23 protein-coding genes are annotated in these 26,394 nt (G+C 61.6%); 3 read left to right on the top strand and 20 right to left on the bottom strand.

Going from position 1 to position 26,394, the window contains the following annotated elements; genetic code table 11:
• Nucleotides 1-269: 269 nt before the first annotated feature.
• Nucleotides 270-719 (top strand): hypothetical protein, encoded by a 450-nt coding sequence (locus tag H7C19_RS12040; protein ID WP_185142886.1) that lies wholly within the window; start codon nucleotides 270-272, stop codon nucleotides 717-719.
• A 184-nt stretch (nucleotides 720-903) separates the two neighbouring features.
• On the opposite strand, the gene H7C19_RS12035 is transcribed toward H7C19_RS12040, so the two are convergent.
• From H7C19_RS12035 to H7C19_RS12010, 6 genes are read right to left on the bottom strand one after another with little or no spacing between them, the layout of a single operon-like run.
• On the bottom strand, nucleotides 904-1,431 hold the full coding sequence (locus tag H7C19_RS12035) for a YfiT family bacillithiol transferase (protein WP_185142885.1): 528 nt from the start codon (nucleotides 1,429-1,431) through the stop codon (nucleotides 904-906).
• A gap of 21 nt (nucleotides 1,432-1,452) precedes the next feature.
• Nucleotides 1,453-2,337, bottom strand: a complete 885-nt coding sequence (locus H7C19_RS12030) for an ABC transporter ATP-binding protein (RefSeq protein ID WP_185142884.1) — start codon at nucleotides 2,335-2,337, stop codon at nucleotides 1,453-1,455.
• Between the two features lie 3 nt (nucleotides 2,338-2,340).
• Nucleotides 2,341-5,229, bottom strand: coding sequence for an ABC transporter permease (locus tag H7C19_RS12025; protein ID WP_185142883.1), 2,889 nt, complete (start codon nucleotides 5,227-5,229; stop codon nucleotides 2,341-2,343).
• Between the two features lie 27 nt (nucleotides 5,230-5,256).
• A complete protein-coding gene (locus H7C19_RS12020) occupies nucleotides 5,257-6,291 on the bottom strand; it encodes an efflux RND transporter periplasmic adaptor subunit (RefSeq protein ID WP_185142882.1) in 1,035 nt (344 codons plus the stop codon).
• Entirely contained in the window at nucleotides 6,281-6,976 is a 696-nt protein-coding gene (locus H7C19_RS12015; RefSeq protein ID WP_185142881.1) for an ABC transporter ATP-binding protein, read from the bottom strand. Before H7C19_RS12015 ends, H7C19_RS12020 begins: the two co-directional genes overlap by 11 nt.
• A 55-nt stretch (nucleotides 6,977-7,031) precedes the next feature.
• Nucleotides 7,032-8,141: a LacI family DNA-binding transcriptional regulator gene (locus H7C19_RS12010; protein WP_185142880.1), complete on the bottom strand. Its 1,110-nt coding sequence runs from the start codon at nucleotides 8,139-8,141 to the stop codon at nucleotides 7,032-7,034.
• 199 nt (nucleotides 8,142-8,340) lie between these two features.
• Between H7C19_RS12010 and H7C19_RS12005 the strand changes: the two genes are divergently transcribed.
• Nucleotides 8,341-8,685, top strand: a complete 345-nt coding sequence (locus tag H7C19_RS12005) for a LytTR family transcriptional regulator DNA-binding domain-containing protein (RefSeq protein ID WP_185142879.1) — start codon at nucleotides 8,341-8,343, stop codon at nucleotides 8,683-8,685.
• A gap of 185 nt (nucleotides 8,686-8,870) precedes the next feature.
• Here the strand turns inward: H7C19_RS12005 and H7C19_RS12000 are convergent, their stop codons facing one another.
• The 7 genes from H7C19_RS12000 to H7C19_RS11970 all read right to left on the bottom strand — a co-directional run bounded on the left by H7C19_RS12000 (nucleotide 8,871) and on the right by H7C19_RS11970 (nucleotide 18,463).
• Nucleotides 8,871-10,478, bottom strand: a complete 1,608-nt coding sequence (locus H7C19_RS12000) for a response regulator transcription factor (RefSeq protein WP_185142878.1) — start codon at nucleotides 10,476-10,478, stop codon at nucleotides 8,871-8,873.
• Nucleotides 10,475-12,235, bottom strand: a complete 1,761-nt coding sequence (locus tag H7C19_RS11995; protein WP_185142877.1) for a sensor histidine kinase — start codon at nucleotides 12,233-12,235, stop codon at nucleotides 10,475-10,477. The genes H7C19_RS12000 and H7C19_RS11995 overlap by 4 nt, the downstream gene beginning before the upstream one ends.
• On the bottom strand, nucleotides 12,232-13,788 hold the full coding sequence (locus H7C19_RS11990; protein ID WP_185142876.1) for an ABC transporter substrate-binding protein: 1,557 nt from the start codon (nucleotides 13,786-13,788) through the stop codon (nucleotides 12,232-12,234). The genes H7C19_RS11995 and H7C19_RS11990 overlap by 4 nt, the downstream gene beginning before the upstream one ends.
• Nucleotides 13,789-14,034: 246 nt before the next feature.
• Nucleotides 14,035-14,685: a ribonuclease H gene (gene rnhA / locus H7C19_RS11985; RefSeq protein ID WP_185142875.1), complete on the bottom strand. Its 651-nt coding sequence runs from the start codon at nucleotides 14,683-14,685 to the stop codon at nucleotides 14,035-14,037.
• A gap of 115 nt (nucleotides 14,686-14,800) precedes the next feature.
• Complete coding sequence (locus H7C19_RS11980; protein ID WP_185142874.1) at nucleotides 14,801-15,643, bottom strand: sugar ABC transporter permease; 843 nt, start codon at nucleotides 15,641-15,643, stop codon at nucleotides 14,801-14,803.
• Nucleotide 15,644: 1 nt separating this feature from the next.
• The gene (locus H7C19_RS11975) at nucleotides 15,645-16,952 is read right to left on the bottom strand and encodes a carbohydrate ABC transporter permease (RefSeq protein WP_185142873.1); all 1,308 of its coding nucleotides are present in this window, start codon (nucleotides 16,950-16,952) and stop codon (nucleotides 15,645-15,647) included.
• A gap of 164 nt (nucleotides 16,953-17,116) precedes the next feature.
• Entirely contained in the window at nucleotides 17,117-18,463 is a 1,347-nt protein-coding gene (locus H7C19_RS11970; protein WP_185142872.1) for an extracellular solute-binding protein, read from the bottom strand.
• Nucleotides 18,464-19,141: 678 nt separating this feature from the next.
• On the opposite strand from H7C19_RS11970, the gene H7C19_RS11965 reads away from it, so the two are divergent.
• Entirely contained in the window at nucleotides 19,142-20,119 is a 978-nt protein-coding gene (locus tag H7C19_RS11965) for an aldo/keto reductase (protein WP_185142871.1), read from the top strand.
• Between the two features lie 134 nt (nucleotides 20,120-20,253).
• Here the strand turns inward: H7C19_RS11965 and H7C19_RS11960 are convergent, their stop codons facing one another.
• From H7C19_RS11960 to H7C19_RS11930, 7 genes are all read right to left on the bottom strand, one after another.
• Nucleotides 20,254-20,424, bottom strand: a complete 171-nt coding sequence (locus H7C19_RS11960) for a FeoB-associated Cys-rich membrane protein (RefSeq protein ID WP_185142870.1) — start codon at nucleotides 20,422-20,424, stop codon at nucleotides 20,254-20,256.
• 24 nt (nucleotides 20,425-20,448) lie between these two features.
• Complete coding sequence (feoB, locus tag H7C19_RS11955) at nucleotides 20,449-22,452, bottom strand: ferrous iron transport protein B (protein WP_185142869.1); 2,004 nt, start codon at nucleotides 22,450-22,452, stop codon at nucleotides 20,449-20,451.
• On the bottom strand, nucleotides 22,449-22,676 hold the full coding sequence (locus tag H7C19_RS11950) for a FeoA family protein (RefSeq protein WP_185142898.1): 228 nt from the start codon (nucleotides 22,674-22,676) through the stop codon (nucleotides 22,449-22,451). Before H7C19_RS11950 ends, feoB begins: the two co-directional genes overlap by 4 nt.
• A 266-nt stretch (nucleotides 22,677-22,942) precedes the next feature.
• Nucleotides 22,943-23,389: a hypothetical protein gene (locus H7C19_RS11945; RefSeq protein ID WP_185142868.1), complete on the bottom strand. Its 447-nt coding sequence runs from the start codon at nucleotides 23,387-23,389 to the stop codon at nucleotides 22,943-22,945.
• Between the two features lie 217 nt (nucleotides 23,390-23,606).
• Nucleotides 23,607-24,596 carry a Gfo/Idh/MocA family protein gene (locus tag H7C19_RS11940; protein WP_185142867.1) on the bottom strand — a complete coding sequence of 330 codons (990 nt, stop codon included), beginning with the start codon at nucleotides 24,594-24,596 and terminating at the stop codon, nucleotides 23,607-23,609.
• Between the two features lie 163 nt (nucleotides 24,597-24,759).
• Nucleotides 24,760-25,347: a hypothetical protein gene (locus tag H7C19_RS11935; protein WP_185142866.1), complete on the bottom strand. Its 588-nt coding sequence runs from the start codon at nucleotides 25,345-25,347 to the stop codon at nucleotides 24,760-24,762.
• Between the two features lie 247 nt (nucleotides 25,348-25,594).
• Nucleotides 25,595-26,392, bottom strand: a complete 798-nt coding sequence (locus H7C19_RS11930) for a Nif3-like dinuclear metal center hexameric protein (protein ID WP_185142865.1) — start codon at nucleotides 26,390-26,392, stop codon at nucleotides 25,595-25,597.
• Nucleotides 26,393-26,394: the final 2 nt, after the last annotated feature.

The following is a 26,394-nucleotide window of genomic DNA, read 5'->3' as shown; positions in this document are numbered from 1 at the left end:
GGGCTGCGTATGGCGATGCGGGCCACGTTAACCGCTCAAGACGGTTATCTCGGGGCTGCGCATGGCGATGCGGAACACGTTAACCGCTCAAGGCGGTTATCTCGGGGCTGCGTATGGCGATGCGGAACACGTTAACCGCTCAAGGCGGTTATCTCGGGGCTGCGTATGGCGATGCGGGCCACGTTAACCGCTCAAGGCGGTTATCTCGGGGCTGCGCATGGCGATTCGGAACACGTTAACCGCTCAAGGCGGTTATCTCGGGGCTGCGTATGGCGATGCGGGCCACGTTAACCGCTCAAGGCGGTTATTGTAGAGCGCGTGAGACGCTCGCCAGCCGCTGCAACGATACTTTCTATCGTTACAGAGCACGTGAGGCGCTCTCCAGCCGCTGCAACGATATTTTCTATCGTTACAGTGCGCGTGAGACGCTCGCCAGCCGCTGCAACGATACTTTCTATCGTTACAGAGCGCGTGAGACGCTCGCCAGCCGCTGCAACGATACTTTCTATCGTTACAGAGCACGTGAGGCGCTCGCCAGCCGCTGTAACGATACTTTCTATCGTTACAGAGCGCGTGAAACGCTCTCCAGCCGCTGTAACGATACTTTCTATCGTTACAGTGCGCGTGAGTCGCTCGCCAGCTGCTGCAACGATACTTTCTATCGTTACAGTGCGCTTGAGGCGCTCTCCAGCTACTGTAACGATACTTTTTTATTATGAAAATGCACGTGTCTGAAGCATTTACATCATTGCCTGTGACCGGAACGGTCAGGAATGTTTTTATTGAAGATCGTTCAAAATATCATTTTCCTTTAACCGCCGGGCGCGAAAATGAAAAAGGGCTGCCCCCAGTCATGTCGCATGACGATGGGGACAGCCCTGCTCGGAACGCGGCGGAGGGGGATTACCAGCCCATCCGTTTCCGCAGCGCGGTAATGTGCGCCGTATGATGCTTGCCATGCCAGGAATACGTGCCGAGGCAGCGGTCCAGGCGAACCGTCTCGCCGCTCCCGGGATGATAGAACGTCCGGGCATAATCCGCCTCGCTCAGCGACTCCAGCAGCGTCACCCACCTCAGATGCAGCGCCGAGATTAGCGTCAGCGACGGCTCTATCGAGAGGCTGCGGGTGTCCGTCAGCTCCGCCCACAGCTGCTCTTCGTAGGGTTTGATCGTCGGATTCTCTTCGGTCAACGCCAGCTTGAACCGGATCAGGCTGTTCATATGGCTGTCTCCGACGTGATGCACCACCTGCCGCACCGTCCAGCCGCCTTCCCGGTAAGGCGTGTCCAGCTGCGCGGTCGTCAAGCCGTTCACCGCCTCGGCCAGCGCCTCCGGCAACGTCGCAATATCGCGAATCCAACTCTCTCGCTGTGCCGGGGAGACGTCCCCCTCATACGCAAAACGCCCGATCGGATATCGCAAATCGTCCATGGCCCGCTCTCCCTCTCTCGTTCACGAAGCCTCGTCCGGAGCCGTCAGCACGATCTTGCCGTCCGCGAGCTCCACCTTGACCTTGTTCGTGTTCTGGATGCCGATCGATTCCAGGTAGCCGGCCGGCACCTGCAATCGCCCGGCTTTGTCCAGTATAGCATACTCGACGTGCGTCTCTTCCTCCTGCGCGATCCCTTTCTCCAACTCCTCCAGCTCTTCCGCGTAAGACTTTTTCCGGAGCATCTCGGAGGAGATCTTGCCGTCGCGGATGGAGACGACCCGGTCGACTTTCTTGGCCAGATGCGGGTCGTGCGTGACGATGACGATCGTGATGCCGAGGGAGCGGTTAAGCTCGCGGAACAGATCGAGAATCTGATCGGCCATCTTCGAGTCGAGCGAACCGGTCGGCTCGTCGGCCAGCAGCAGCTTCGGATGGTTGGCGAGCGCGATGGCGATGGCGACGCGCTGCTGCTCGCCGCCGGAGAGCTGATGCAGCTTGTTGTTGGCGCGATGCATCAGCCCGACCGCTTCGAGCAGCTCCAACGCGCGCATCCGCTTGCGACGGCCGGAGAGCAGGATCGGCAGCTCGACGTTCTCGAGCGCGGTGAGGTACGGAATGAGATTGCGCGCGTTGTTCTGCCAGACGAACCCGACGCTCTGGCGTTTGTACCTCACCAGTTCCCGTTCGTTCATCTTCAGCATATCCTTGCCGTCCACGGTGAGCGTGCCTGCCGACGGTCGGTCGAGTCCGCCCAGCATGTTGAGCAGCGTCGACTTGCCGCTGCCGCTGTTGCCGATGATGGCCATCAGCTCGCCGCTCTCCACGTTTAAGTCCAAGCCCTGCAGGGCGAATACTTCGAGATCCGCCGCTTTGTAGATCTTGACGAGTCCGTCGCAATGGATCATCGGTCAGTCCTCCCCCAGCTTGAGCGCTTGATGAATCCGGATGCGGGATACCATGTAGCCCAGGATGCAGAGGCCGGCCAGCAGCATGACGCCGACCGTCGCGTACAGCCGGACGAAGTCCATCCCTTCGAACAGCACCCGGAAAGGCGGAACGAGCGTGCTCGGATTAAAGGCGATCTGGAAGTTCGGCACGTAGAGCCGGCTCGCCATGTTGCCGACGATAATCCCGATCAGGACGGCGACGCCCGAAGTGAGCAGCTGCTCGATCACCAGCATGCCGATCATATGGCGGACGGACAGACCGACCGCCCGCATGATGCCGTTCTGCAGCGTCCGTCCCCGCAAGGAGAGGATCCAGTACAGCAGGAAGCCGACGAAGCTGACCACGATCGACAGGATGAAGCCGAGCGTCAGGATGCCGTTCAGCGCCAGCAGGAACGGATCGTTCTTCGCTTTGTTCCAGTCGGTCGTCGTATTGCGGATGCTGACTAGCGAGATATGGCTCTCCTCGATCCCTTTGTAGAACGCGTTGAGATCGTAGCCCGGCTTCATCTTGATCCACACGTCGTAAGGCTCCAGCGCCAGCTGGAACTGAATGCGCGGCAGATGGCCGACGATCAGCATCGGCGCGTTGGACTGCGTCTCCGCGTCGCCGGCGTTCACGGAGCCGATCGGCGGATTCGGATTGAACGTCGGGAAGTACTCGATGATCCCGTAGACGGTGAACGGCTGCGAAGTGACGCCGTCCCACCCGACCCAGATCGTATCGCCGGTCTTCACCTTTTTCTGGGTGGCCAGCGTCTTGGAGATCAGCACCGCCTTCGGGTCTCCCGCGATCAGATTCAAATAGTCGCTCAGCGGATGCGCGAGCAGCCCGGTCCGGAACCATGCGGCCCGGCCGAAGTCGTCCGTGTCGATCCCGATCAGCGTCGCGCCTCCGCTCTGGTCGCCGACGGTGAACGAAGCTTTGTCCTTCATGAACACTTTGGCGGCCTGGGCGACGCCGGGCAGCTTCTCGTAAGGCTCGAAAGACGGCTCCAGGTAATGAATGGCTTGCGGCGCGACGGTCGCGGACGTCGTCGGCGGTCCGCCCATCCCGCCCGGGCTCTCGATCGGCTTGTCGTTCGGCCACTCCGCCTTCATCACGAAGTCGGCCCCGTTGCCGTAGCGGATCCGGTCTTCCGTATTGTTGTTGATCGTCCGGGCCGCGCTGGCGCTGAAGACCCCGGTCGCGATCGTCAGGATGAGGAAGACCATCAAGAACTGGTACTGGCTGTTCGAGCGGCCGACCTGAATCAGCGTGGCGTACATCGAAGGGCTCCACCACTTCCGCCCGATCGCGTAGATGAGCCGCAGCAAGTAGGGATACAACCGCAGGAGCAGCAGTCCGGCGCCTACGATGAAGAGCGCGGGCACGACGAATTGCAGCGGATCGATCTTGAGGTCGTCCGCGCGGAGACCGAGCTTCTTCAAGTCCTTCATGCGGGCGTCGAACGCATACAGTCCATAGATCGCCAGAGCCAGGGCGACCACGTCCAGGAACAGCTTGTGCCAGAGCGGCGTCTTTGTAAGCCGGGCCATCTGCTGCTTGTGGCCGACGATCGTCGTCCGTGTCGCGAGCAGCACCGGAATGAGCAGCATGACGAAGGCGACGGCGGCGGCCGCCGCCCCGTACAGATACGATTCCTGCGTAAGCCGGACCGGCAGCGCCGCGCGCTGAACGAACGACAGGAATCCGTTCGAGGCGCCCAGCACCTCGGTCAGCAGCATGCCGAGCGGAGGACCCGCCGCCAGCGCAAGACCGCTCAGCAGAAGCCCCTCCACCGCGAACGAGACGACGATCTGCCAACGGGCCGCTCCGCGGCTGCGCAGGACGGCGATCTCGTTCTTCTGCCGGCTCGCGATCAGATTCGCGACCATGAACATATAGAAGCCGAGCATGATGAGGACCGGCACGTTGAGCGACCACATGAGCGTGCGCAGCTGCTTGGCCCGCTCCATATATTGGTCGATCGTCTTCAGCGCCGGAACGGTGAAGTCCACCTGGTAAGCGGACACGCGCTTCTTGACCGCGGCTTGGATCTCGTTGCTCGTCTTCGTGAAATCCTCCACGAGCCGCAGCTCCATCTTCGCGTAATCGAGCACGATGAACCAGCCGGCGTTCGAGACCGGGACGATCCCGGCAGCCGTGAATTGCCGATCGAACAGCCCCGCGTCGACGACGAGCGAGCTGTTGAAGCTGCCGAGGCTCGGATCGCGGAAGTACGGATCGTCGTCGACGCGCTTCTCGAACACGCCGACCGGCTTCACCTTGATCTTGCCTTGGATCTTGGCATCCTCCACGTCCAGCACTTTGTCGAGAACGGTTCTGAAGTTGTTCAGCCCGCTCTCCGTGACGAGAACCTCATAGACGCCGTCGACCGGCTGAACGGCGGGCATCCGCCCGTCGGTCAGCTTGATGTGGTCCTGCAAGCCGGAGAGCGAGGCGAAGCGGGCGGTGCGCTTCGTATTCTTCTTCACGTCGTCCGTCGCGTTCTCGGGGAAGATCGTGAACGTCCGGGTATTCCGCTCTTGGACGAGCTCCTTCACCGGGAGGCGGAACCCCGAGGCGCCCGGCCCGCGCATGTAGTCGTCCAGTCCCTTCAGGACGGCTTGCCGCTGCTCGGTCGTCTGATTGTCGAACGCGATCTTCGACCAATAGGAGCCCGGATAGACGTTCCTCTCCGTCTGCATCGTTTCCAATTCCTTGACGAGCATCCGCGAGAGGATCGCTTCCGAATAGATCGGCATGCTGCTCACGAGCGCGACGGAGATGAGCATGCCGAGGAAGAGGCTGACGACGAGCCATCTGTTCTGGACCATTTTGCGCAGGATCATGACGAATAAGGCCACTGGTAAGCCTCCCTGATTCTGATTGCGTTATTGCAGAACGATGTTGTCGCCTTCCGCGAGTCCTTGCACGATCTCCACTTCCGTCGACGCCGCGATGCCCGGCTGCACGTCGATCTCCCGCAGTTTGTTGCCGTCCTCCAGCACGCGCACGAAGTTGCGGCCCATGAACGAACGAAGCCCGCTGCGGGGAATCTTCAGGACGTTCTCCTTTTGCTGGGTGATGATCTTAATGTCGGCCATCGCGCCGATCTCGACGGCGTCCGGAAGATGGTCGACGGTGATGTAGAGCGTCTTGCTGTACCGCTCGGCCAGGTCTTTGTTCAGCGTCTGGGGCGCCGACGAAGGCGTCTGGACGACTTTGCCCTTCAGCGTCGTCTGCTTGCCGTCGACTTGGACGTTCACCTCGACCGGGAACCCGACGTCGACGTTCTTCACGCTGTCCGCCGAGTCGATACGCGCGGAGAGCTGCAGCTTTCGCGGATCGGCGACGGTGACGATCGTCTGGTACGTGTCCACGTAGTCTCCCGGCTTCAGGTCCTCGACGAAGACGACTTGCCCGTCCATCCCCGCGGTCAGGATCTTGTTGTTGTATTGCTTGAACAGCCGGTCGTATTTGATCTGTTCGACTTGAACCTGGAGGCCGGCGATCTTCAGCGCCTCCTCGTCGCCATGGCTGCCCTGCTGCTGCCGGAGCGCATACTTGGCCCGTTCGAGGGCCAGCTCCTGCTCCTTGACCTGGAGGTCGAGGTCGTTCATGACCAATTGAACGAGCGGGTCGCCCTTCTTGACCTTGTCCCCGGCGCTGACGAGGATCTTTTCCACGCGTCCCCCGGTGCCGGTGAATTGCGCGACGTCGGACTGGACCGACTCGAAGGAGGCGACCTGCGTGATGGCGTTGGTGATCGTGCCCTTCTCGACCTTGACGGTCTGGTAGTTCTCCTTGGCCGGCTTCACGAGCGGCGGCGCGAGCGCCTCTTCTTCCTTCGGGAGCAGCGAGCAGCCGGCGAGAGCCGCGCCCAGCGCGAGCGAGAGCGCCAAGGCGGCGGCGCGTTTAGAGCGCATAGACAATTTGTCCATCCTCCAGTTCGTATACTTGATCGACAATCTCCATGATGGCCGGATCGTGCGTCGTGATCACGATCGAGATGCCGTTCTGCTGCACCAGATCCCGGAACAGCTTAATGATGTGCAGACCGGTCTTGGAATCCAACTCGGCCGTCGGTTCGTCCGCGAGCACCAGCTTGGGGCGATGCGCGATCGCGCGGGCGATGGCGGTCCGCTGCTGCTCCCCGCCCGACAGCTCGAAAGGACGATGGTGCATGCGGGGTTTCAAGCCGACCTGATCCAAGGCGCGTATCGCCGCCTCCTTGCGGTCTTTGGCGGGATAGCCGCTGATCCGCAGCACGAATTCGACGTTCTCGTAAGCGGACATCAGCGGAAAGAGGGCGAACGATTGGAAGATGAGGCCCATCTCCTGGCGCCGGATCTTGTCCCGCTCGCGATCGGACAGCTCGGTCATCTCGCGGCCGGCAAACGAGACCGAGCCTTCGCTCGGGCGGTCGAGCGCGCCGAGCAGGTTGATGAGCGTCGTCTTGCCGGAGCCCGAACGCCCTTTGAAGGCGATCAGACGGCCCGCGGGAATCGAGATGTCGACCCCCTTCAACACTTTTACCATGCCGGAACCGCGGCCGAAGCTGCGCGTGAGTCCCGACGCGCGGAGGATCGTATCTGTCTGCGTGACTGACATCTTGCGATTGCTCCCCTCATTGTCTTTGATCTCCGTTCGGATCGACCGCCCGCCGCTAGCTAGAAATCGGGGGCGGCCCGGTCCCGCCCGGCGCCGCGGCCGACGCGCGTTCGACGATGCGGGGCAGCAGCGTGACCTGCCGCCCTTCCCGGCCTTCGAGCACTTCCAGCAGCAGCCCGATCGCCATGGGATCGATCGGTTCCGCGTCGTGATGGACCGTCGTGAGCGGCGGATTCAGATAGGCGGCGAACGGATCGTCGTCGTAGCCGACCACGGACAGCTGTTCCGGGATCCGCACGCCCAGGCCCGCGAGCCGCATGATCGCGCCTGCCGCCATCAGATCGTTGGCGCAGAAGAGCGCCGTCATGCCGCCCGCTCTCCGGGTGCGCTCCCAGAGCGCTTGTCCGGCTTCCGCGCCGCTGGCGCCCGAGAAGCTGCCTTCATACGCCAACGCCGGATCATGCCTCAAACCGAATTCCGCGAGTCCTTCGCAGAATCCGGCGTAGCGCTCCCGGCTGATTCGCAGCTCCGGCGGCCCACCGATGAAGCCGATCCTACGGTGTCCGAGGCCGTACAGCAGTCTCGCCGCGAGCCGGCCTCCCTCCCGATTGTCGGAGCTGACCGCGGCGCAGCGCGGGCCCGTTGCCGTCCCGAAGTGGACGCAGGGCACGCCCAGCCGGATCGCTTCCGCGATCATCGGATGCTGCTCCGGAAAGCCCGGCAGCAGGATGCAGCCCTCCAATCCCCGGGAGAGCACGCACTCCGCGAAGCGGCCCGGCTCGTAGTTCGCGAGCGGGATCGAGAAGATCAGCGCGTGCTTGCCCTGGGCGATCAGCTGCCGCTGCAGCGGGGGGAACAGGGCGACGAATCCGAGGCTTGCTTCTCTCTGGCTCTCGGGCGCGAACAGTCCAACGAGATTGCTGCTCTTGCCGACCAGTTGCTTCGCGCCGAGATGGGGAACGTAACCGAGCCGCTTCGCCATATCCATAATGCGCGCGCGCGTCTCTGTCCGCACGCCGTACTTCCCGTTGAGCGCGCGGGATACCGTGCTCGGGGAGATCGCAAGCGCTTCCGCGATGGCCTTGATGCCGACTTCCGCCACGGACTCGCCTGCCGCCCGCGCTTCCCTTCTCCGTCCGCCTTGCTCCGTTCGTTCGCCCGTCACGTCATTCTCCGCGCTCCTCTATGTTTGCAAACGTTTGCAAGTCATACCCTAAAATTAATTCAGCATGAAAAAATTGTCAATGCGCAGTTCACAAAAAAAGATGTGCGTTTCTACAAAAAAACCATTCGCGAACGCCGGAAAATGTGTTATGATGTAAGCGCTACCAAGCAAACTTTCTTTCTAAGGGGGATTTGGAAAGATGGATGTAGCATTGCGCTTGTACGACAGCTTCGAGCCGCGCAGCGACGCCTACTTTTTCCGCGTAGGCGCGCATGGATTGGTCTGCTTCCACGGTCGGAACTACAATATCAAAAAGAGAATGTCCGCCGACGAGACGACCCTCTTGACCCAAGACGCCGCGTTCGTGCGGATCTCGTCCGATTGCTACGTGAACGTGAGCAGCGTGCTCGAGATCGCCGAGGATTGCATCTGCTTCGGCGAAGGGCCGGGCCTGAACAACCGGCTGCCCGTCTCGCGACGCAAGCAGCAGTTGATCCGCCAAGCGATGAACGAGCGTCCCGCCGCGCAACACACCGTATCCTAATCCGAACGGTTGCGCCTTCCTTGCGAGGGCGGACGCGTCGCAATCCAAGACGATTCGTCGGAGGCGATGCGAGGATTCATGGACAAAAGGCCATCCGCAGACCAAGGCGTCTGCCGCGAGGGCCTTTTTTATTTGCGGTTCGAAGGCGAACGCCGGGCCTGATGCCGCAGCGCCTCCCCTACCTGCTAGTTCGCCCGCTTGAACGACTTGCGGTAATCGTGCGGGGACACCCCGTATACTTTGCGGAACAGGCGCGCGAAGTACGAGAAGTTGCCGTACCCGAGTCCGTCGGCGATCTCGCTGACCGTCCGGTCCGTCCCCGCGAGCAGATCGGACGCGCGGCGCATCTTCTCCTGCAGGATATAGTCGGTCAGCACCATTCCCGTCTCTTTGCGGAAAAGCCGCGACAGGTATGCCGGATTCAGATAGACGTGCGCGGCCAGCTCCTCCCGGCTAAGTTCGCGCGCCATATGCGCCGCGATGTAAGCCTTCACCTTGGCGACGACCGGGCTGCTGGTATGCTCCGCATGGAGGAGAACGTCCGCCGCCTCGAGCACCTGCGCCGCCCATAGCTTGAACCTGGAGACCGAACGGGTGACGGCCTGCGCGTCCGGCCATTCGCGGTCGCCGTAGAGCAGATGCGCCGAATGGCCTTTGCGATGGAGCGCATAATAGACCGCTTGCAGCACCGCATGGTAGCAGCCGTTCAGCATCTCTACCGTCGGTTCGCGGTTCCCCGATTCGAGCCACCCGTTCAGCCGCTCCAACACTTGCGCCGTCCCGTCGAGCCCGATTCGCTCCGCCAGATCTAGCGGCACCCGGGCGTCGATCTGGGAGCGGGCTTCCGTTCCGGCGCCGTCCGCGACCGGGAACAGCACCTCGTTCGTGCGGCTGACGTTGCGGTATTCCGCGTTCAGCAGCTCCAGATAGACCCGGCTGGCGTCCGAGACGGGCACAGGATCGCCGACATAGCAGGATAAACTGCAATAGAAGTATTGATTGCACGCTTCGATATAGCGCCGGCACAAGGCTGCGATCTCCTCCGCCTCGGTCCGGGATTCGCCCAAGCAGAGCGCGACGAACGTGTTGCCGTCGTGATCCCGGACGACATGGCCGGGCAGGCGCTCGAGCACGATCTCCTCAGCCGCTTTGCGCAGCGCGAATTCCATGATCTCCTCTTCTCGCTCCCGAAGCGGCTTGCGCCATTCTTCGACGCTTACGAGGACGAGCACGACCCGCTCCAACGTCTCCAAGCGCATGTCGTAAGCGGCCACCGCCCCCGCAAGGGCGTCCAGATCCGTGCGGATTTGGCGCGCGAACAGATCTTGCCAGAAGCGTTCGACGAGGATCGGCTTGCGGCTGTTCCACAGCTCCGCGTATTTCTGATAGAGCTCATCCGTCTCCGTCGCTTTGCGCTTGTCCTCGACCTTCCGGATGGCCTTCAGCAGCACTTGCTCCAGATCCCCGTAGACGACCGGCTTGAGAAGATAGTCGTTGCCTCCCAGTTGGATCGCCCGCTGCGCGTAGGCGAATTCGGAGTGGCAGGTCAGGACGACCGTCTCCACGGCCAGCTTCCGCTCGTTGACCCACGCCATCAGCTCGAGTGCGCTCCCCTCCGGCATCTCGATATCGCAGATCATAATGTCGATCTCCCGGCTTATCAGCAGCTCCTCCGCCATGGACGCATGATAGGCTTCATAGACCTCGTCGACGCCGATCTCCTCCCACCGGACGCCGGATCGCAGCCCTTGGACCGCATACAGCTCGTCGTCGACGATCAATGCCCGTATCATCGGGACTCCCCCTTAGCTTCCTGTTTGGACCGCGGCAGATGCAGCGTCACGATCGCCCCCCGAGGCGTGCCGTTCGCGAATCGCATCTTGACCTGATTCTTGTAGAACAGCCGGCAGCGGCGAACCACGTTCCAGAGGCCGACATGGCCGTCGCCCGGTTCCAGCGCGTGCGCCGTCTCCTCCAGCTCCGCCGGCTGAAGCTCGGCGAAGCCTCTGCCGTTGTCCGATACTTCGATGCATACCGTCCCGTCCGGCTGATCCTGCTCGGCGTAGACGCGCACCCGAATCCGATACGGCTCCCCGATCTTGAACGAGAAGCCGTGCACCATGGCGTTCTCTACGAGCGGCTGGACGGCGAGCGGCGGCAGCTCGAACGTCTCCAGCGCCGGGTCGACCTGGAATTCGAAGGTCAGCGCTTCGGGAAACCGGTATTTCTGGATGGACAAGTAATCGTGAATGTGCGACATCTCTTCCTTCACCGTAATGGCGGCGACCTGCGTCCGCGTCGCGTACCGAAAGTATCGCACCAGATGGAGCGCCAGGCTTTGAATGATCTCGTAGCTGCGGACCTGCGCCAGATGGTAGACGATATTCAGCGAGTTCATGAAGAAGTGCGGATGGATTTGCGCCTGCAGCGCTTTGAGCTCCGCCTTCTGCGTGCGGATCTGCTCTTCGTAGATGTCGATCTTCAGATGCTCGATCTGCTGGACCATGCCGTTGAACGTCTCGTTGATCGCGATGAACTCGACGAGCTTATTGTCTTCGAGCCGGGCGCGGAGGTCGCCGGAGCGGATTCGCCGCATGCCTTTGACCAGCTGGTGAATCGGCCGGACGATGGACCGCTGCAGGAACACGAGATACAGAATGAGCATCGCAGCCGCGATGAGCGGGACCCAATACGTCAGGATGCGGAAGTAAGGCAGACCCTCCAGCAGCGTCCGCTCGGGCAGGAGCAGCAGCAGCTTCAGATCGGCGGTCCGGGACGGCTTCTCCATCAGCAGATAGCGCTTGTCGAGCTTCACGATGTTGTAGGCGGCGCCGCGCGGGTCCGTTCCCTCCGCCTGCCGGATCGCCTGCAGCGAGTCCGACGACTGGCTCGGGCTGGATTGCGAGATCGGCTGCCCGTCCTTCCCTAGCAGCAGCGCCTCTCCCCGGCCGTCCCGCGTCAGCAGACGCAGCGGCATCATTAGCTTATCCAGGTCTACCCAGGCGCCGATACAGGACTGCTCGCCCGTGTCGACGATGCGCAAGAGCGCGTGGCTGCCGTCCAGCTCCACGACGTTCCAGCGGGCGTCATATCGGGCGCCGGCTCCCCGCAGCAGCGTCCTGAGCTTCTCCTGAATCCGTTGCTTACGCTCGTAAGAGACGGATTGCTGGGGGGCCGTCAGCAGATTGTCGTAGCTGGAGCTATAGGCGAACAGCACGTCCGCCGCGTCGTAATAGTTCGTATTCAAGAACAAGTCGCTCGCCGTCTGCGTTTGCGCCAGATACGCCTCCCAGGTGCCCGGCGCGTAGAGGCCGAGCGATTGGAGGCTCTGGTCCTGCTCGGAAGCTTTGTACAAATAGTTCTCGATCTCCTCGAGCACTTTGTCCATGTCGTTCATGTACATCGTCAGCAGGTTCTGGTTGGACTGGGCGACCTGCGAATGGACGACCTTCGTCGCGTACAGGTTGTTGGACAGCAGCAGGATGACGAGCGGGATCGTGACGATGGAGAATCCGAGGATGAGCCTTGCCCGCAGCGTAGCGAACCTCATGGCGCGCTCCTCTCCGCCAGCCAAGCGTCGAGCTGCCGCTGCTTCTCCCGGATGACCTTGTCCGCCCCCGCTTCCTTCAGCTTCTGACGGTAGCGCGGCAGGACGATCTGCGGATCGAGCCCGCCCGTATTGATCGCCGGGCCGAAGTCCGCCTCCACGTTCGCGCAGGCCGCGATCTCGTTCTTCACGCGGGCGGGGTCGAACACGAAGCCGAGCGCCAGCGATTTGTCCGCCTGCGCGTTGAAGTCGCGGTACCGCTCCCACAGATTCGGATCCTCGTTCGCCCAGAGGTACGAGTTCAGCAGATTGCCGAACATCCAGGCCTGATTCAGATTGTAGCCGACGTTCCGCGCGTTCACCCCTGCCGGATAGTCGATCAGGTTGCCGGCCTTCTTCACGTAATGCTTGCCTTCGATCCCCCAATCGAGCAGGTTGAGCAGATAAGGATCGGTGTAGAGCAGGTTCAGCAGCATCATCGCCTTCTCCGGATGCTTCGCGTTCTTCGTGACGGCGAACATGGCGCTCGTCGTGTCCGCCGTCGTCGTATACGGCTTGGTGAGCGGGACGGTCGCCATCGGCATGCCGGTGTTACGCGACGCCTGGATCTCGAACCCCGGCTTGAGCGATTCCGCGAACGCGAAGGCGCGGCCCGCTTTGACCGCCTCATACTCGTTGTCCTTGGTCGTCGCGGCGTCGGGATTCAGGTAGCCGGCCCGGTTCCACTCGTACATCAGCTGGGCGTAGGCGGCGAACTGCGGCGTGTCGGCCATGCTGACGACCGTCATCGACGCGTCCTCGCGGGCCAATACGCCCGGACCGTCGCCGAGCATGTCGAACAGCCCGTACTGCATCATATACGTGAACGGACTCCGTTCCGCCTGCGCCTGCAGCGGGTAGACGCCCGGCTCCCCCTGCTTGATCGCGGCGAAGATCGGCGTCATATCGGCCAACGTCTTCACCCGGGAGAGATCGATGCCGTACTTGTCGATGAGGTCCTTGCGCAGGACGAGGCCTTTGCTCGAGGCGAACTCTTTGTTCGCGACGAGACCGTAGATGCTGCCGTTCAGCTTGCCCGCTTCGATGATCGAAGGGTTCAGGATGCCCTGGATCCCCTGCCCGTAACGTTCGAGCAGGTCGTCCAGCGGCAGCAGCTTTCCTTTGGCGACTTCGTCCCCGAACTTCATCCAGCCCGCCGTGAACAGCAGGTCAATCTGCTCGTTCGAAGCGAACATTAAGCCCGTCTTGTCCCACCAGCTGCCCATGTCGATCGGCTTCAAGTCCACGACGGCATTGATCTTCGTGAGGAGATACCGGTTCATCTCGTCCTCGACGAGCTGCAGATCCCGCGGCGATCCCGACGGGAAGACCATGACGATGCGGTCCGCGTCCGAGGCGACCGCCGCTTCATGGGCTGGCCGGGAGGGGCTGACCGCGGACGGGCCAGATCCCGACGACGCTCCCCCGCGGAGCGCCGCCCAGACCCCGCCGGCCAGGAGGATGACGCCCAGCGCGCCTCCTACGAATGCAATCGCTTTCTTCGTTGTCCGCGCCATGACGCAATCCCCTTTGCCGTCTCCTCTTCTGATTCTTCATCATACCTCGTTCGGGCCCGATCGGACTACAACGATTGTGACATCGACCGATAAAATAATGACATCGCGCGGAAAATCTGCCGAATGCGATTTGGGCGGCTTCCTCCTACCGGACGCCAAATCACCCCGAGCTCGTATCGCCCGGGGTGACGTCCTCTTTTGTCGTTTGAATTCCTCTATCGCCGTCTGAAGTCCTCTATCGCCGTTTCATTTGCGGCCGTAGTCCGCCTTGACTTCGCCCCAGCGCTCGGTCTCCCATTTCAGCACTTTGTTGGGATAGGCGTGGGTATGCAGCCAATGGAGCGCCCGGTCGACGAGCGACCAGATCTCCCGCGTCGATTCGTCGCGCGGGAGCGTGGTGACGACTTCTTTTTGCTTCACCCACTTCAGGGCCGTCCGGGAATCGCTGTATACCGTCTTCGCGCTGCCTTGCTTCCGCAAGTACGCCAGGGCGTGCACGATCGCGAGGAATTCGCCCAGGTTGTTCGTCCCCTTGCTCACCGGACCGCAGGCGAAGATCACGTCGCCCGTTCGCGTATCGACGCCGCGGTACTCCACGGGCCCCGGATTGCCCCGCGTTCCCACGTCCACGGAGATGCTGTCGTAGTCGATCTCCGCCGCAGGCTCGGCCGCTGTCGTGCGTGCCGGCTTGCCCGCTGCCGCTGCGGCGCCCGGCTTCTTGCCCTGCCCCCAGTGCTTCTTCCAGCCTTCCCGGTAGGCGCGCTCCGCTTCGGCCTGCGAAGGGAAAGATTTGTATTTGGCATCGGTATATTGGCCGACTTGCGCTTGGCATTCGGGCCAGCTCTCGTACACGCCGGGCTGCTTGCCTTCCCAGACCACGTAATATTTGCTTGCCATGCGTAAGTTCTCCTTTGGCGTCTCGGACTGCTAGCATTCTACTAGCGAATAGCTAGGTACGATTTTAACACACGCGCAAAGGATCGGCACGCCCGAATCGGCGGAACGATACGGATTATCCCTTCGTCGCCCCGTCCGCCAGACCGGAGATGAGATACCGTTGAAGGAACAGGAAGACGGTCGCGATCGGCAGCGCCACGAGGATCGTCCCGGCCGCGAACATCGTGAAGTTGTTGCCGACCTTGTCGTTGATGAAGCTGAACAGACCAAGCGCGATCGTGAACTTCTCCGGCGTTCGGAGGATGATCCGCGGCGTCAGAAAATCCATGAACGGCGCCATGAACGTGAACAGCGCGACGACCGACAGGATCGGGCACGTCAGCGGGAACAGGATGCGGAAGTAGGACGCGAGATGACCCGCTCCGTCCATCTTGGCCGACTCGTCGAGATCCTTCGGGATGGTGTCCATGTAGCCCTTGACGAGGAACACGTTCATCGGCAGCCCGCCGACGACGTAGAAGATGACGAGACCCGCGAACGTATCGAGCAGGCCTACGAGATTCAACAGCAGGTAGATGGCCACCATCCCCATGAGCACCGGGAACATCTGCATCAGCAGCACGGCGTAGATGCTCGATTTGCGTCCCGCGAACGAATACCGGGAGAAGACGTACGCCACCAGGCCGACCAGAATGACCGAGGCCAACGCGTTGAAGCAAGCGACGATCAGCGTATTTCTGTACCAGAGTACGTAGTTGCTGCGGGGATCCTCGAACAGCCAGCGGTAGTGCTCGAGCGACAAATTGTCGGGGATCATCTTCGCGCTGAACATGCTCGTGCCGGGATTCAGCGAGATGCTCACCGCCCACAGGAGCGGATATAGAATGACGGCGAACATGACGAGCACGGTCAGGTAGATGCCGGCGACTTCCAGCTTGGATTTGAGCGCGCGTCCCATCTTAATACATGCCCTCCTCTCGGAAAGAGCGGGTTCGACGGAATTGGAAGAACGCGAACAGCGCGACGACGAGCCCCATGATGATCGAGATGGCCGCCGCCATCATGTAGTTGTTCTGGTCGAAGGTGAGATTGTACACCCAGGAGATCAGAATATCGGTCGCGCCGGAGCTCTGGCCCGGGACCGGCGGGCCGCCTTTGTTGAACAGGTAGATGATATTGAAGTTGTTGAAATTGTACGAGAACTGCATGATCAGCAACGGTGCGGTCGCGTACATCACATGCGGCAGGGTGATGTGCCGGAGCTTATCCCAGCGCGTGCCGCCGTCGACCTCGGCCGCCTCGTACCAATCTTTCGAGATGCTCTGCAGCACGCCGGTGACGAGCGTGAACACATACGGGAACCCGAGCCAGATCTGGACGAAGATAATCGCGATCCTCGCCCACGTCGGATCCGTCAGCCACGGAATCGTCATCCCGAACAGGGAGACGATATCGCGGTTGATCGTGCCGAACGTATCGTTGAACATCGCCGTGAAGACGAGCACCGTCATGAACGACGGGACCGCCCAAGGAAGGATGAATACCGTGCGGATCAGCCGCTTGAAGCGGACGCGGGCATCGTTCGCCATGACCGCCAGGAAAAAGGCCAGCGCAATCTGCAGCGAGGTTGCCACCAGCGTCCAGACGACGGTCCAGGTGAGGACGGCGAGCAAGCTGCGGGTCCAGACGCCTTCGGTGAACAGGGCGACGAAGTTCTGGAAGCCTACCCAGTCGAGCAAGTGCGCGGGAGGCGAGTTGTAGAGATTGTAATTCGTGAACGCCAGACAGATCATGAACAGCAGCGGAAACACGACGATCATGGTCAACAGGAGAAACGTCGGCACGACGACGAAGTAGGGGAACCCGTGCTCCCAGCTGTCGTGGAAGGCTTGCCGAACCGAGGGGATCCGATGGCCTTGGGATCTGCGCCGGGCGTCCCGCCAGGCATCGCGCAAGTTCAAGACGTACGCGCCCAGGAGGATCAGCGTGACGATGGCCGACAGGATGCCCTCGACGAGCAGCGTGCGGGAATCGTCGACCTCGGGATTCGAGCCGAGCGTGACCAGGCCGTAGATGCCGTTCGCCAGCGGCACGGCAAGCGCGATGCCCAGACAAGCTGCGAGAAGCAGGAACAGCGTTCCTTTGATATAGCGGCGGTTGTAGAACTGGCCGAGTCCGGGTACGATCGAGAGCAGGGCCGCCGTTCCCGGCCTCGCGCCGGCGTACCCGCTGCGGCCGGTTCCGTTCGTTGCGCGTTCTATCTGCATATTTGTGCACCTTCCTTAGGCAAGCAAAAACGGTTTCGCCGTCTTCCCGGAAGAGAGCGACTCGTTTTTACGGAGACGAAAACCTATATTCATCTGATTGGTTTGGCGATCGCACGGGAAGGCCCCGCGCATTTCTGCCTTTCGATGCTTGCCGTTTTGCCTGCTTATTTGGCGCCGGACATCTTGATCTTGTCTTCGATCTGCTTCACGGCGTCGTCCATCGAAGCTTGAACGTCCTTGCCGCCGGCGATGAACTTCAGCGCGTTGGCCATCGGATCCCAGACGGTGTCGAGCTCCGGCACGGTCGGGAACGGCATGCCGTATTGAATCTGCTGCGAGAAACCGGATACGAGCGGATCGTTCGTCAGCTCCGGGTTGTTCAGGACCGTCTTGACCGGCGGCACTTCGCCCGTCTGCTTGAAGTAGTCCAGCGCGTTCTCCCCGTTCGTGAGGAAGGCCGCGAAATCGGCCGCCCACTCCGGATTCTTGGCGTACTTCGAGAGCATCCAGCCCTTCACGCCGATGAAGGAGGTCGGGTTCTTGCCGTTCTCGAGCGTCGGCAGCGGCGCGACAGCGACGTTGTCGCCAAGCTGCTTCTTGTAGTCCTGGATGGCCCACGGCCCATTGATGACCGCGCCGACGTTTCCTTGGGTGAATAAGCCGCCGACGATGTCGCCGTTTACGTCTTTCGGCATGTAACCTTTTTGGAACCAGCTTTGGATCAATCGGGCGCCCTTGACCGCGCCTTCCTTGTTGAAGCCGATATCCTTCGTATCGTAGCCGCCGTTGCCGTCGGGCTTGAAGATGTATCCGTCATTGCCGCCCATGAACGCCCAAGCGTAGTAGAAGTTCGTTCCTTCGAACAGAAAGCCGTACTTTTGCTTTTTCGCGTCGGTCTGATCCTGCATGATCTTCTCCAGGTCGGCGATCGTCTTCGGCACTTCCGTCACGAGCTTCTTGTTGTAGAAGAGCGCGTACGTCTCGGTTACCGCGGGAAGGCCGTACAGCGTGCCCGCTTGGCTCAGCGCGTCAAGCGATTCGGCCGTGTACGTATCGAGCACCTCTTGGGAAGCTTTCAACGGCTGCACGAGTCCCTTGACGACCAATGCGCCGATCCCGGGTTGGTAGAACAGGTCCGGACCTTTGCCGGCCGGGCCGTCGAGCGCGAGCACGTCGGGCTGGTCGTTCATCGCCACCGGCTTGATGACGATCTTGATGCCGGTCTTGTCGGTGTACTTTTTCGCCATCGCTTTGAGCACGTCGACCTTGTCCGCGTTGTCGTCGGGCCAGATCGTCAGCTCCGCCGGCTTCTCCGGCAGGCTGGACGAAGGGGACGCGCTGGCGCCGGCCGAAGCGCTAGGCGAGGCAGCGGCATCGCTCGCGCTCGCGGATGCGCTGGCGGATGGAGAAGCCGCGCCGGCATTGTCTTTGTTGTCGCTGCCGCATGCCGACAGAGCGGTGGCCACGAGCAGGGTGCCAAGCGGAATCGCGATCGTTTTTTTGTTCAACATGTTTGAACTCCCTCTTTTCATCAGCGGTGGGTTGGCGTTGTTGCCTGCTTTCATCTTAAAAAAACCGGAGGCATGCCAACTACCAATTTGATGACCCGAGCGGCTAAGATTGTGACTAGATCGCATTTGCGCGGTATCCCCTTAGATCAGGAAACTTCCCTTCTGCTCGCCTTACGACGATATCCCCTTCGATCAGGAAACTTTCCCTTCTGCCGCTTTACGACGATATCCCTTTCGATCAGGAAACTCTCCCTTCAGCCCGCTTTACGACGATATCCCCTTCGATCAGGGAACGATCAAGTCGCGCCTGGAGGGGAATGCTTGATAACAAACAAAGGAATCCCCCCGCCGCTTACTATGGAAAAGGGATATCGTGCAGACCGCGATCCTGCCGTTCCCTGAGCGAAGGGGATATCGCACAAAATGGGGATCGTGGCGCGGGCTGCTTCGTGCAGGATGGAACCCGTCGTCTCCTGAGCGAGAGGGATATCGTACAAAGCAGAATCCCAGCCGAGCCGCTCCCTGAGCGAAAGGGATATCATGCAAAAGGGATATCGTGTAAAAGGGGATCGTGGCGACGCCTTCGTTCATGAAGAGACACTGTCTTCTCCCTGAGGTTGATTTGCACCGCAGAAGGGTTATAATGAAACGCACAATGTGGCTAGGAGGGAAACGAGAATGGAATATCGCAACTTAGGGGGAAGCGGGCTGAAGGTGTCCGCCCTCGGTCTCGGGACGAATGCGTTCGGCAAGCGGGCCGATCGCGAGACTTCGATCCGGATCGTCCATCAAGCGTTGGACAGCGGGATCACCTTCATCGACACGGCCAACATCTACGCCGGAACGGCTTCCGAGACGATCATCGGCGAGGCGCTGCGAGGAAAGCGGCATGAAGCCGTGCTGGCTACCAAGGCGGGACTCGTCGCCGGATCGGGACCAAACGACCGGGGCTCTTCGCGCTTCCATCTGCAGCGGGAGCTGGATGCCAGTCTGAAGCGGCTCCAGACCGACTACGTCGATCTCTATCAGATTCACACCTTCGACCCGTCGACGCCGCTCGAGGAGACGCTCCGCGCGCTGGACGACTTCGTACGCGCCGGCAAAGTCCGCTATATCGGCGCTTCCAACTATGCCGCCTGGGAACTGATGAAGGCGCTGGGCACCAGCGAACGGCTGGGGCTGAATCGGTTCGTCTCCACCCAGACCAGCTATTCGCTGGCCGACCGGACGCCCGAAGCGGAATTGGTGCCGCTCTGCCTCGATCAAGGCGTCGGCATCATCCCTTATTTCCCGCTGGCGGGCGGCATCCTGACCGGCAAATATGCCGGGACTGCGAGCGAAGCTCCCGCCGGATCGCGCGCGGAGACCGATCCCGGCTTTCAGCGCTTCCTCGGCGAGAGGACGCTCGCGCTCGGCGAAGAAGTGCTCCGGATCGCCGAAGCGGCCGGATTCGCGCCCGGGATTCTGTCGCTCGCTTGGCTGATGGCGCAGCCGGCCGTCGCGACGGTCATCGTCGGCGCCACCAAGACGGAGCAGCTGTCGGCCAACCTGGAGAGCGCCGAGCTGAAGCTGGACGAATCCGCGGTAGCGGCGCTCCGGCAAGCCAGCGATCCGTTCCGTTACGGCGAACCGTTTGCGGTTTATCGGCTGCCTTGAGCAACAATAAGCCCCTTCTCCGTCAGACCGGAGAAGGGGCTTTCGTTTGGCGGAACGGATCTTCATCGTGCCGCGTTCTGTGAACGGCGACTATCGGCGCCATAGACGCGCGCCGGGAGAGGATACGGCGCTTGTTAACGGGGATCCGCCGGCTTGATCGGCATTACGGTGGAGCAGCCCGTTTGGCAGGTCTCGCTGAGCGCGCAGCCTGCGCATTTGCCTTGCTTCGTCTTGCGGATGTACCGGACCAACGTCCAGCCGGCGTAGCCGAAGATCAGCAATCCCAGTCCGATGTTCAGAATCATGCCATTCCCGCCCTTCTGCTGCTGTTAATGAAAGCCCAATAACAATCCGACGCGATAGATGAGAAGCGCCAAAAGATACGCGACAATTAACGCATATCCGACGGAAAACCAAGTCCACTTCGCCGAGTTCGTTTCTTTGCGGATCACGCCGACCGTAGCGAGACAAGGCACGTAGAGCAAGATGAAGACCATGAAGCTGTATGCTTGCAGAGGCGTAAAGAATAAACCCAGCGTCTGCTGCAGGCTCGCTTCGCTAGAGGTCGCATAGATGATTCCCATCGTGGAGACGACGACCTCTTTGGCGAGAAAGCCCGTAATGAGCGCGGCCCCTGCCTGCCAGTTGCCGAAGCCCAGCGGCTCCAGAATCGGCGCCACGCCGCTCCCGATCGCGCGCATGAAGCTCTGGTCGATCGGGACGTTCCAACCGCGGATGCCCGTGTAACTGAGCAGCCAGATCAGCACCGAGCCCCCGAAAATGAAGGTGCCCGCCTTTCTCACAAAGCCCTTTCCTTTCTCCCAGGTGCTTCGAGCCAGCGTCTTCCACTGCGGAATGCGGTAGGGCGGAAGCTCAACGACGAACATCGACGCTTCGTTCCGCGCCAGCGTCCGGGAGAACAGCTTGGCTAGGGCAAGCGCTACGACAACCCCAAGCACATACAAGGAAAAGACGATGATCGCCTTGTGAGATTGGAAAAACACGCCGACGAACAAACTGTAGACGGACAGCCGGGCCGAGCAGGACATCAGCGGCGTCAGCAGGATCGTCAGCAGCCGCTCCCTGGGCTGCTCTATCGTACGCGCGGCCATGATGCCGGGCACGTTGCAGCCGAACCCGATGATCATCGGGATGAACGTCTTGCCGTTCAGTCCCGCGCCTTCCATCAGCTTATCCATAACCGTCGCGATTCGCGCCATATAGCCGGAATCCTCGATGAACGAGATGATGAGGAACAGCATGAAGATCTGGGGCACGAATACGAGCACGCCTCCGACGCCGGCGACGATCCCGTTCAGAACGACCGCCTGAATGAAGTCCGCCGCGCCAAGCTGCTGCAGCAGCCGCGCGAGGCCCGTCGATACGGGGCCGCTCAGAAGCGCGTCCAGCCGATCCGAGATCGGCGTGCCGAACCAGTCGAACGTCAACTTGAACGTGAGATACATGAACAGCAGGAAGATCGGAATGCCCAGCCATCTATGCGTGGCTAGCGCATCCAACTTCTCGCTCAACGAGCTCGATTCGGTCCGGGTCCGTTGACAGCAAGCTTCCAGAATGTCCTTGATGCGCTCCGCCCGCCGCTCGCGAATATACTGCGGCAAACCGCGGCAATTCGTCTGCGCGGCGATATCCGATTCGGTCGTACGATAGAATCGCTCCAGCCACTCCGCAGGGAACAGCGTCTTCAGCCATTCCGCGACGGTCTCATTGCCTTCCAGGAACTGAAGCGCCAGCCATCGTCCGGCTCGGGGCTGTTCCGGGATCCGCGCTTCCAGCTTGGCGATCGCCGCTTCCAGCAGCGGCCCGTAGTCGACCTTCGCCGGCGTCGGGTGAGCGCCCGGTTGAACGATCTCCTGCAAGAGCTCGACGCAGCCCTTCTCGGTTCGCGCGATGACCGGCACGACGGTGGCGCCCAGCAGCGCCGACAGCCGCGCCGGATCTATCTTCAAGCCGCGGCCTTCGGCCACGTCGGTCATATTCAGCGCAATGACGAGCGGATGCCCGTATTCCGCCAATTGAAGCGTCAGATGCAGATTGCGTTCGATCTGCGATGCATCCACGACGTTGAGCACGACATCCGGCGCCGACTGCAGCATATATTCGGTGGTGACGGCTTCGTCTTTGGACAAGGGGCTTAAGGAATAGACGCCCGGCAGATCGACGAGCTCTCCTCGTTTATCCAGCAGTACGCCGACCTTTTTCTCGACCGTTACGCCGGCCCAGTTGCCCACATATTCATAAGAACGCGTGAGCGCGTTGAAGAGGGAAGTTTTCCCCGTATTGGGATTGCCGACGAGCGCAACGGAGATCATAGCGCCTCGACTCTCATAGCCTGCGCTTCTTTGCGTCGAATCGCGATCCATTGGCCGTTGGACTCGATGGTACAGGGACCGCCGAACGGCAGCATCTTGCGCACCGAGACCACTGCGCCCTCTGTCACGCCCAGATCGCACAGCCGCCTGCGAACCAACATACTCACCGAACCCAAGTCCACCACTTTGCCTTTGGAGCCTCGTCGCATCTCCGTCAATGCCATCATGCGCTGTCACACCGATCCATGAAAATGATTATCACTCTTATCTGATGATTGTATTGTAGGAGAACATTCCGGTTATTGCAACGGTTTATTCATCCAAACGCCGGAAAATCCTCAATGCCATTCATCGCCGTACAAGTAAAAACGGCTTCGACGTCCTCAGAAGCTGTCGCGAGCTCGAACCCCTTCATGGCATCCCCGACAAAATATAGAGCCCCGCGCGTCTTCCGCGCGGGGCTGATTCGCATTGCGCCTTCCATCGAACGTTACTTGCGGCTGCGCGACCGCCTGAACGCCCATCGCAGCGGGACATAAGCGATCGATAGACAAACGAGTGCCGCCGCCGACGCGATCGCGAAAGGCCAGGCGTCAGGCATCCGTTGCTCGACATAGGCCCAGTCGGCCCCCTGCACGACGAACAGCGACGGGGCATGCCAGGCCGCCCATGCGACCGCCGCGACGAGCAGCACCGACAGCGCCGTTAAGCCGTTCGCGCCGACCGACCGGCGGTAGGCCCGCTCTCCCCCGGCGATCTGGCGCAGCGCCAGCAGGCAAAGGGCACCCAGCATCATCACCGGCGGCGCGCAGACGATAAGGGCGACGACGGAGAGGCGCTCTATCCGATTCGCCGCCGATGCCGACCCGAGCGAGAAGGCCAGGACGATCGACAGCAACAACACGATCGGGACTACTTTGATGATTCGCTTGCCCAATTCTTGCTCTCCTCTCTATTCCGCATCCCCATTGTTACCAGCATAATCCGAACAAGCGGGCGGCGACAGGATCGCAGGTCTATCGGAGGATGAGGCTTGGGAACTGGAAAAAACCCCGACGAAAGTCGGGGTTGGGCGGATGAAGCACAGGTGCGGCAATTCAGCCATTATGGCCCGACATGCGCTTTCAAGGGAACCCTTTCTTGCGATATTGGCGCTATAGCGCCGCGTCGGCCGGGTAGACGAGCCCCATCTGCCTGCGCGCCTCGTCCATCACTTCCATCACCGCGAGCGACAGCGCGTAGGAGTTCACCTCCGACTCGCGCTTCCCGGCGCGGATCAGGTCGATGAACGCTTGCACTTCGTAACGCATCGTATGCGCCGATTGCGGGACGGAGATGTCCTCCTCGCGGCCGTCCCTGTACCGCAGGACGACCTTGTCCGGCTGGCTGATCTGCTCGATCAGGATGCTGCCCTCTTCTCCCTGGATCTCGCTGTGCAGCGACGAATTCGAGATCTTGGAGTACATGATGACGCCTTCCATGTCCGGGTAGCGGAGGAGCAGGCTGCCTTCTCCGTCGACGCCCGACGCGAGCAGGTATCCGTTGGCTTGGACCGCTTCCGGTCGGCCGAACAGGGCGATGGCCGGATACAGGCAGTAGATGCCCAGATCCATCAGCGCTCCGTTGGAGTATTCGGGATTGAACGCATTCAGCACGGTACCCGCGCGGTACGCGTCGTAACGGGAAGAGTACTGGCCGTAGTTGCCGACGAAGCGGCGGATTTTCCCGATCTTCGGCAGATGCGCTTGAATGGCGCGGAAGTTCGGCATGAACGTCGATTTGAGCGCCTCCATGAGGAGGACGCCGTTCGCCCGCGCGGCTTCGGTCATGCGGCGCACTTCGGCCGCGTTCGAGGCGAGCGGCTTCTCGCACAACACGTGCAGGCCGTGCCGCATGCACAGCTCCGCCTGTTCGGCGTGATACGCGTTGGGGCTCGCGAGGTAGACCGCGTCGATCGTGCCGCTCGACGCCATCGCCGCCAGGTCCGCGAAAACATGCGGAATGCCGTGCTTGGCCGCGAATTCGGCTCCCCGTTCCTGCGTGCGAGAGTACACTGCGCCTAGCGAGAATCCTTCCGTCTCCTTGGCGGCTTCGATCAGGCGATCGGTAATCCAGTTCGTGCCGATGAGGCCGAATCGTATCATGGGCGATGTCTCCTTGGGCGATGAGGTTTCTTCTTGTTATATCACAAAAGCGCGCCGCCGCGAAGAACGGCCGGCCTCGCGCGGCGCTTTGGCCGACGTTGCGATTGCGCTCCCGCGAGCGCAGGAAAGAGGCCGAACGCCCCGCGCCCCGCCTCCTTCAGTCTCATGCACCAGGGATATCCTGGAAAAACAAATTCCGGTATTCGTACTTCGTCGATTTGAACTTGAACGTGAGCGCAACGCCGGACGACTCGATCGCGATCTCCTTCAACGCGGCCGTTCGGATCCGGCTGCGCACCAGCCGAATCGCCGCCGGCCGGTCGTTGCCTCGAATCGCCCGGGCCAAGGATGCCGCGAACCGCGGATTCCCGGCCAGCGACCGATACAGCGGGATGACGGCCTTGGCGACCGCGCGGTGGATCCGCGTCTCGAACGTGTATTGTACCGTTCCGGGCGGGATGGTCACCCCGTCCGCATACTGCCCGATCGGCTCGGCGGCCGAGAACGAGACGAAGTACCCGATCGCGTTGGTGCCGATGCCGAGCGGCTCCTTGCGCGCCCCTCTGGAGACGGCCCGCAGCAGCTTGAGCATGCGGTCCAGATCCAAGGCCAGCAGCGCCCGGGACCACTGGCGCGCGAAGCCGTCTCTGGCCGCTACGGCGCCATAGAAGGGCAGCATCACAGTCGCCATCCTGCGCAGCAGCTCCGCCGTGACGAACCGGTTCGGATTGGTCTTGCGCTTGCTTGCCATTCCCGTTGCCCCCTCCCCCTGCGCCTGGACGTTCCCTTCTATCACAGTATGCGGGAAGGGCGAATGCGTATGGGCGGGTCGGCATGGTTCGAGTTGTGCGACAAATGGCGAGTGCGCATGGGCGGGTCGGCATGGTCTGATTCGTCGGATAGATACCTAGGTCATGAGACCGGGAGGATCGGCTTCGCCTTCTTGCCGGGGCGACAGCTTCGAGAAGGCGTGCCGGACGGCGCTGGCGACGGTAACGTCAATAGATTTGAAATACCGGCTTGTCCGGGAGGAACCGGACGGGAATCGCCGGGTAAGCGCGCGCCAGGCCCGCGGCCAGATCGGCCATGCCCGGCTCTTCGCTCGCCGCGTGGCCGAGCAGGATCAAGGCCTTCGGTTTGCCTTGCGACACCGCGTCGCGCACGTATTCCGGCGATTCCCATTCCGGTCCTTCTCCCGCGAGGACGAGATCCAGCCCCTCGTTCCCGAGGAGCGGTATGACGAGATCTCCGCCGCCCCGGTATCCCGCCAGCAATCCTACGCGCGCGCAGGGCATCCCCGGATCGCCGACGACGCGGACGAACGGCAGTCCGAGCCGCTCCTTCGCCAGCGCGGCCACTTCGCCGACTGTGGCGCCCGGCAGCGTCAGCAGCGTCGCGGCGGGCCTGTGCTCGTCCACGAAGGATACCCAGCCCAACGCCTGCGCAAGCGCTGACGTGATGCCGTCCGGCCGATACAGATGGATGCCGTCGTGGAACCGGTAGACGGCCAGGCCCGATTGCGAGATGAACCGCCGTTTATCCTCATAAACCGCATCTCCCGCCAACGTATCCGTTCGGTCCATATGGCTGTAGTAGACGCCCTCGTGCACGATCAGCAGATTCGCGCCCATGTCGCGCGCCCGTTCGACGACGGCCTGCGATGCCGCGAACGCCACCGCGATCCCCCTTACCCGCGATGCGGGATCTCCGGTCAGGAGAGCGTCGACCGTCCGGGGCGGACGCGTCGCGACCGGCTCCCAGAGCCTGTCGATGATCTCTTGGATAACGATGGTCACCG

Source organism: Cohnella nanjingensis (genome assembly GCF_014212125.1).
GTDB lineage: Bacteria > Bacillota > Bacilli > Paenibacillales > Paenibacillaceae > Cohnella > Cohnella nanjingensis.
The sequence above is the reverse complement of the archived record's forward strand: the minus strand, read 5'-3'. Positions and strand labels throughout refer to the sequence as shown.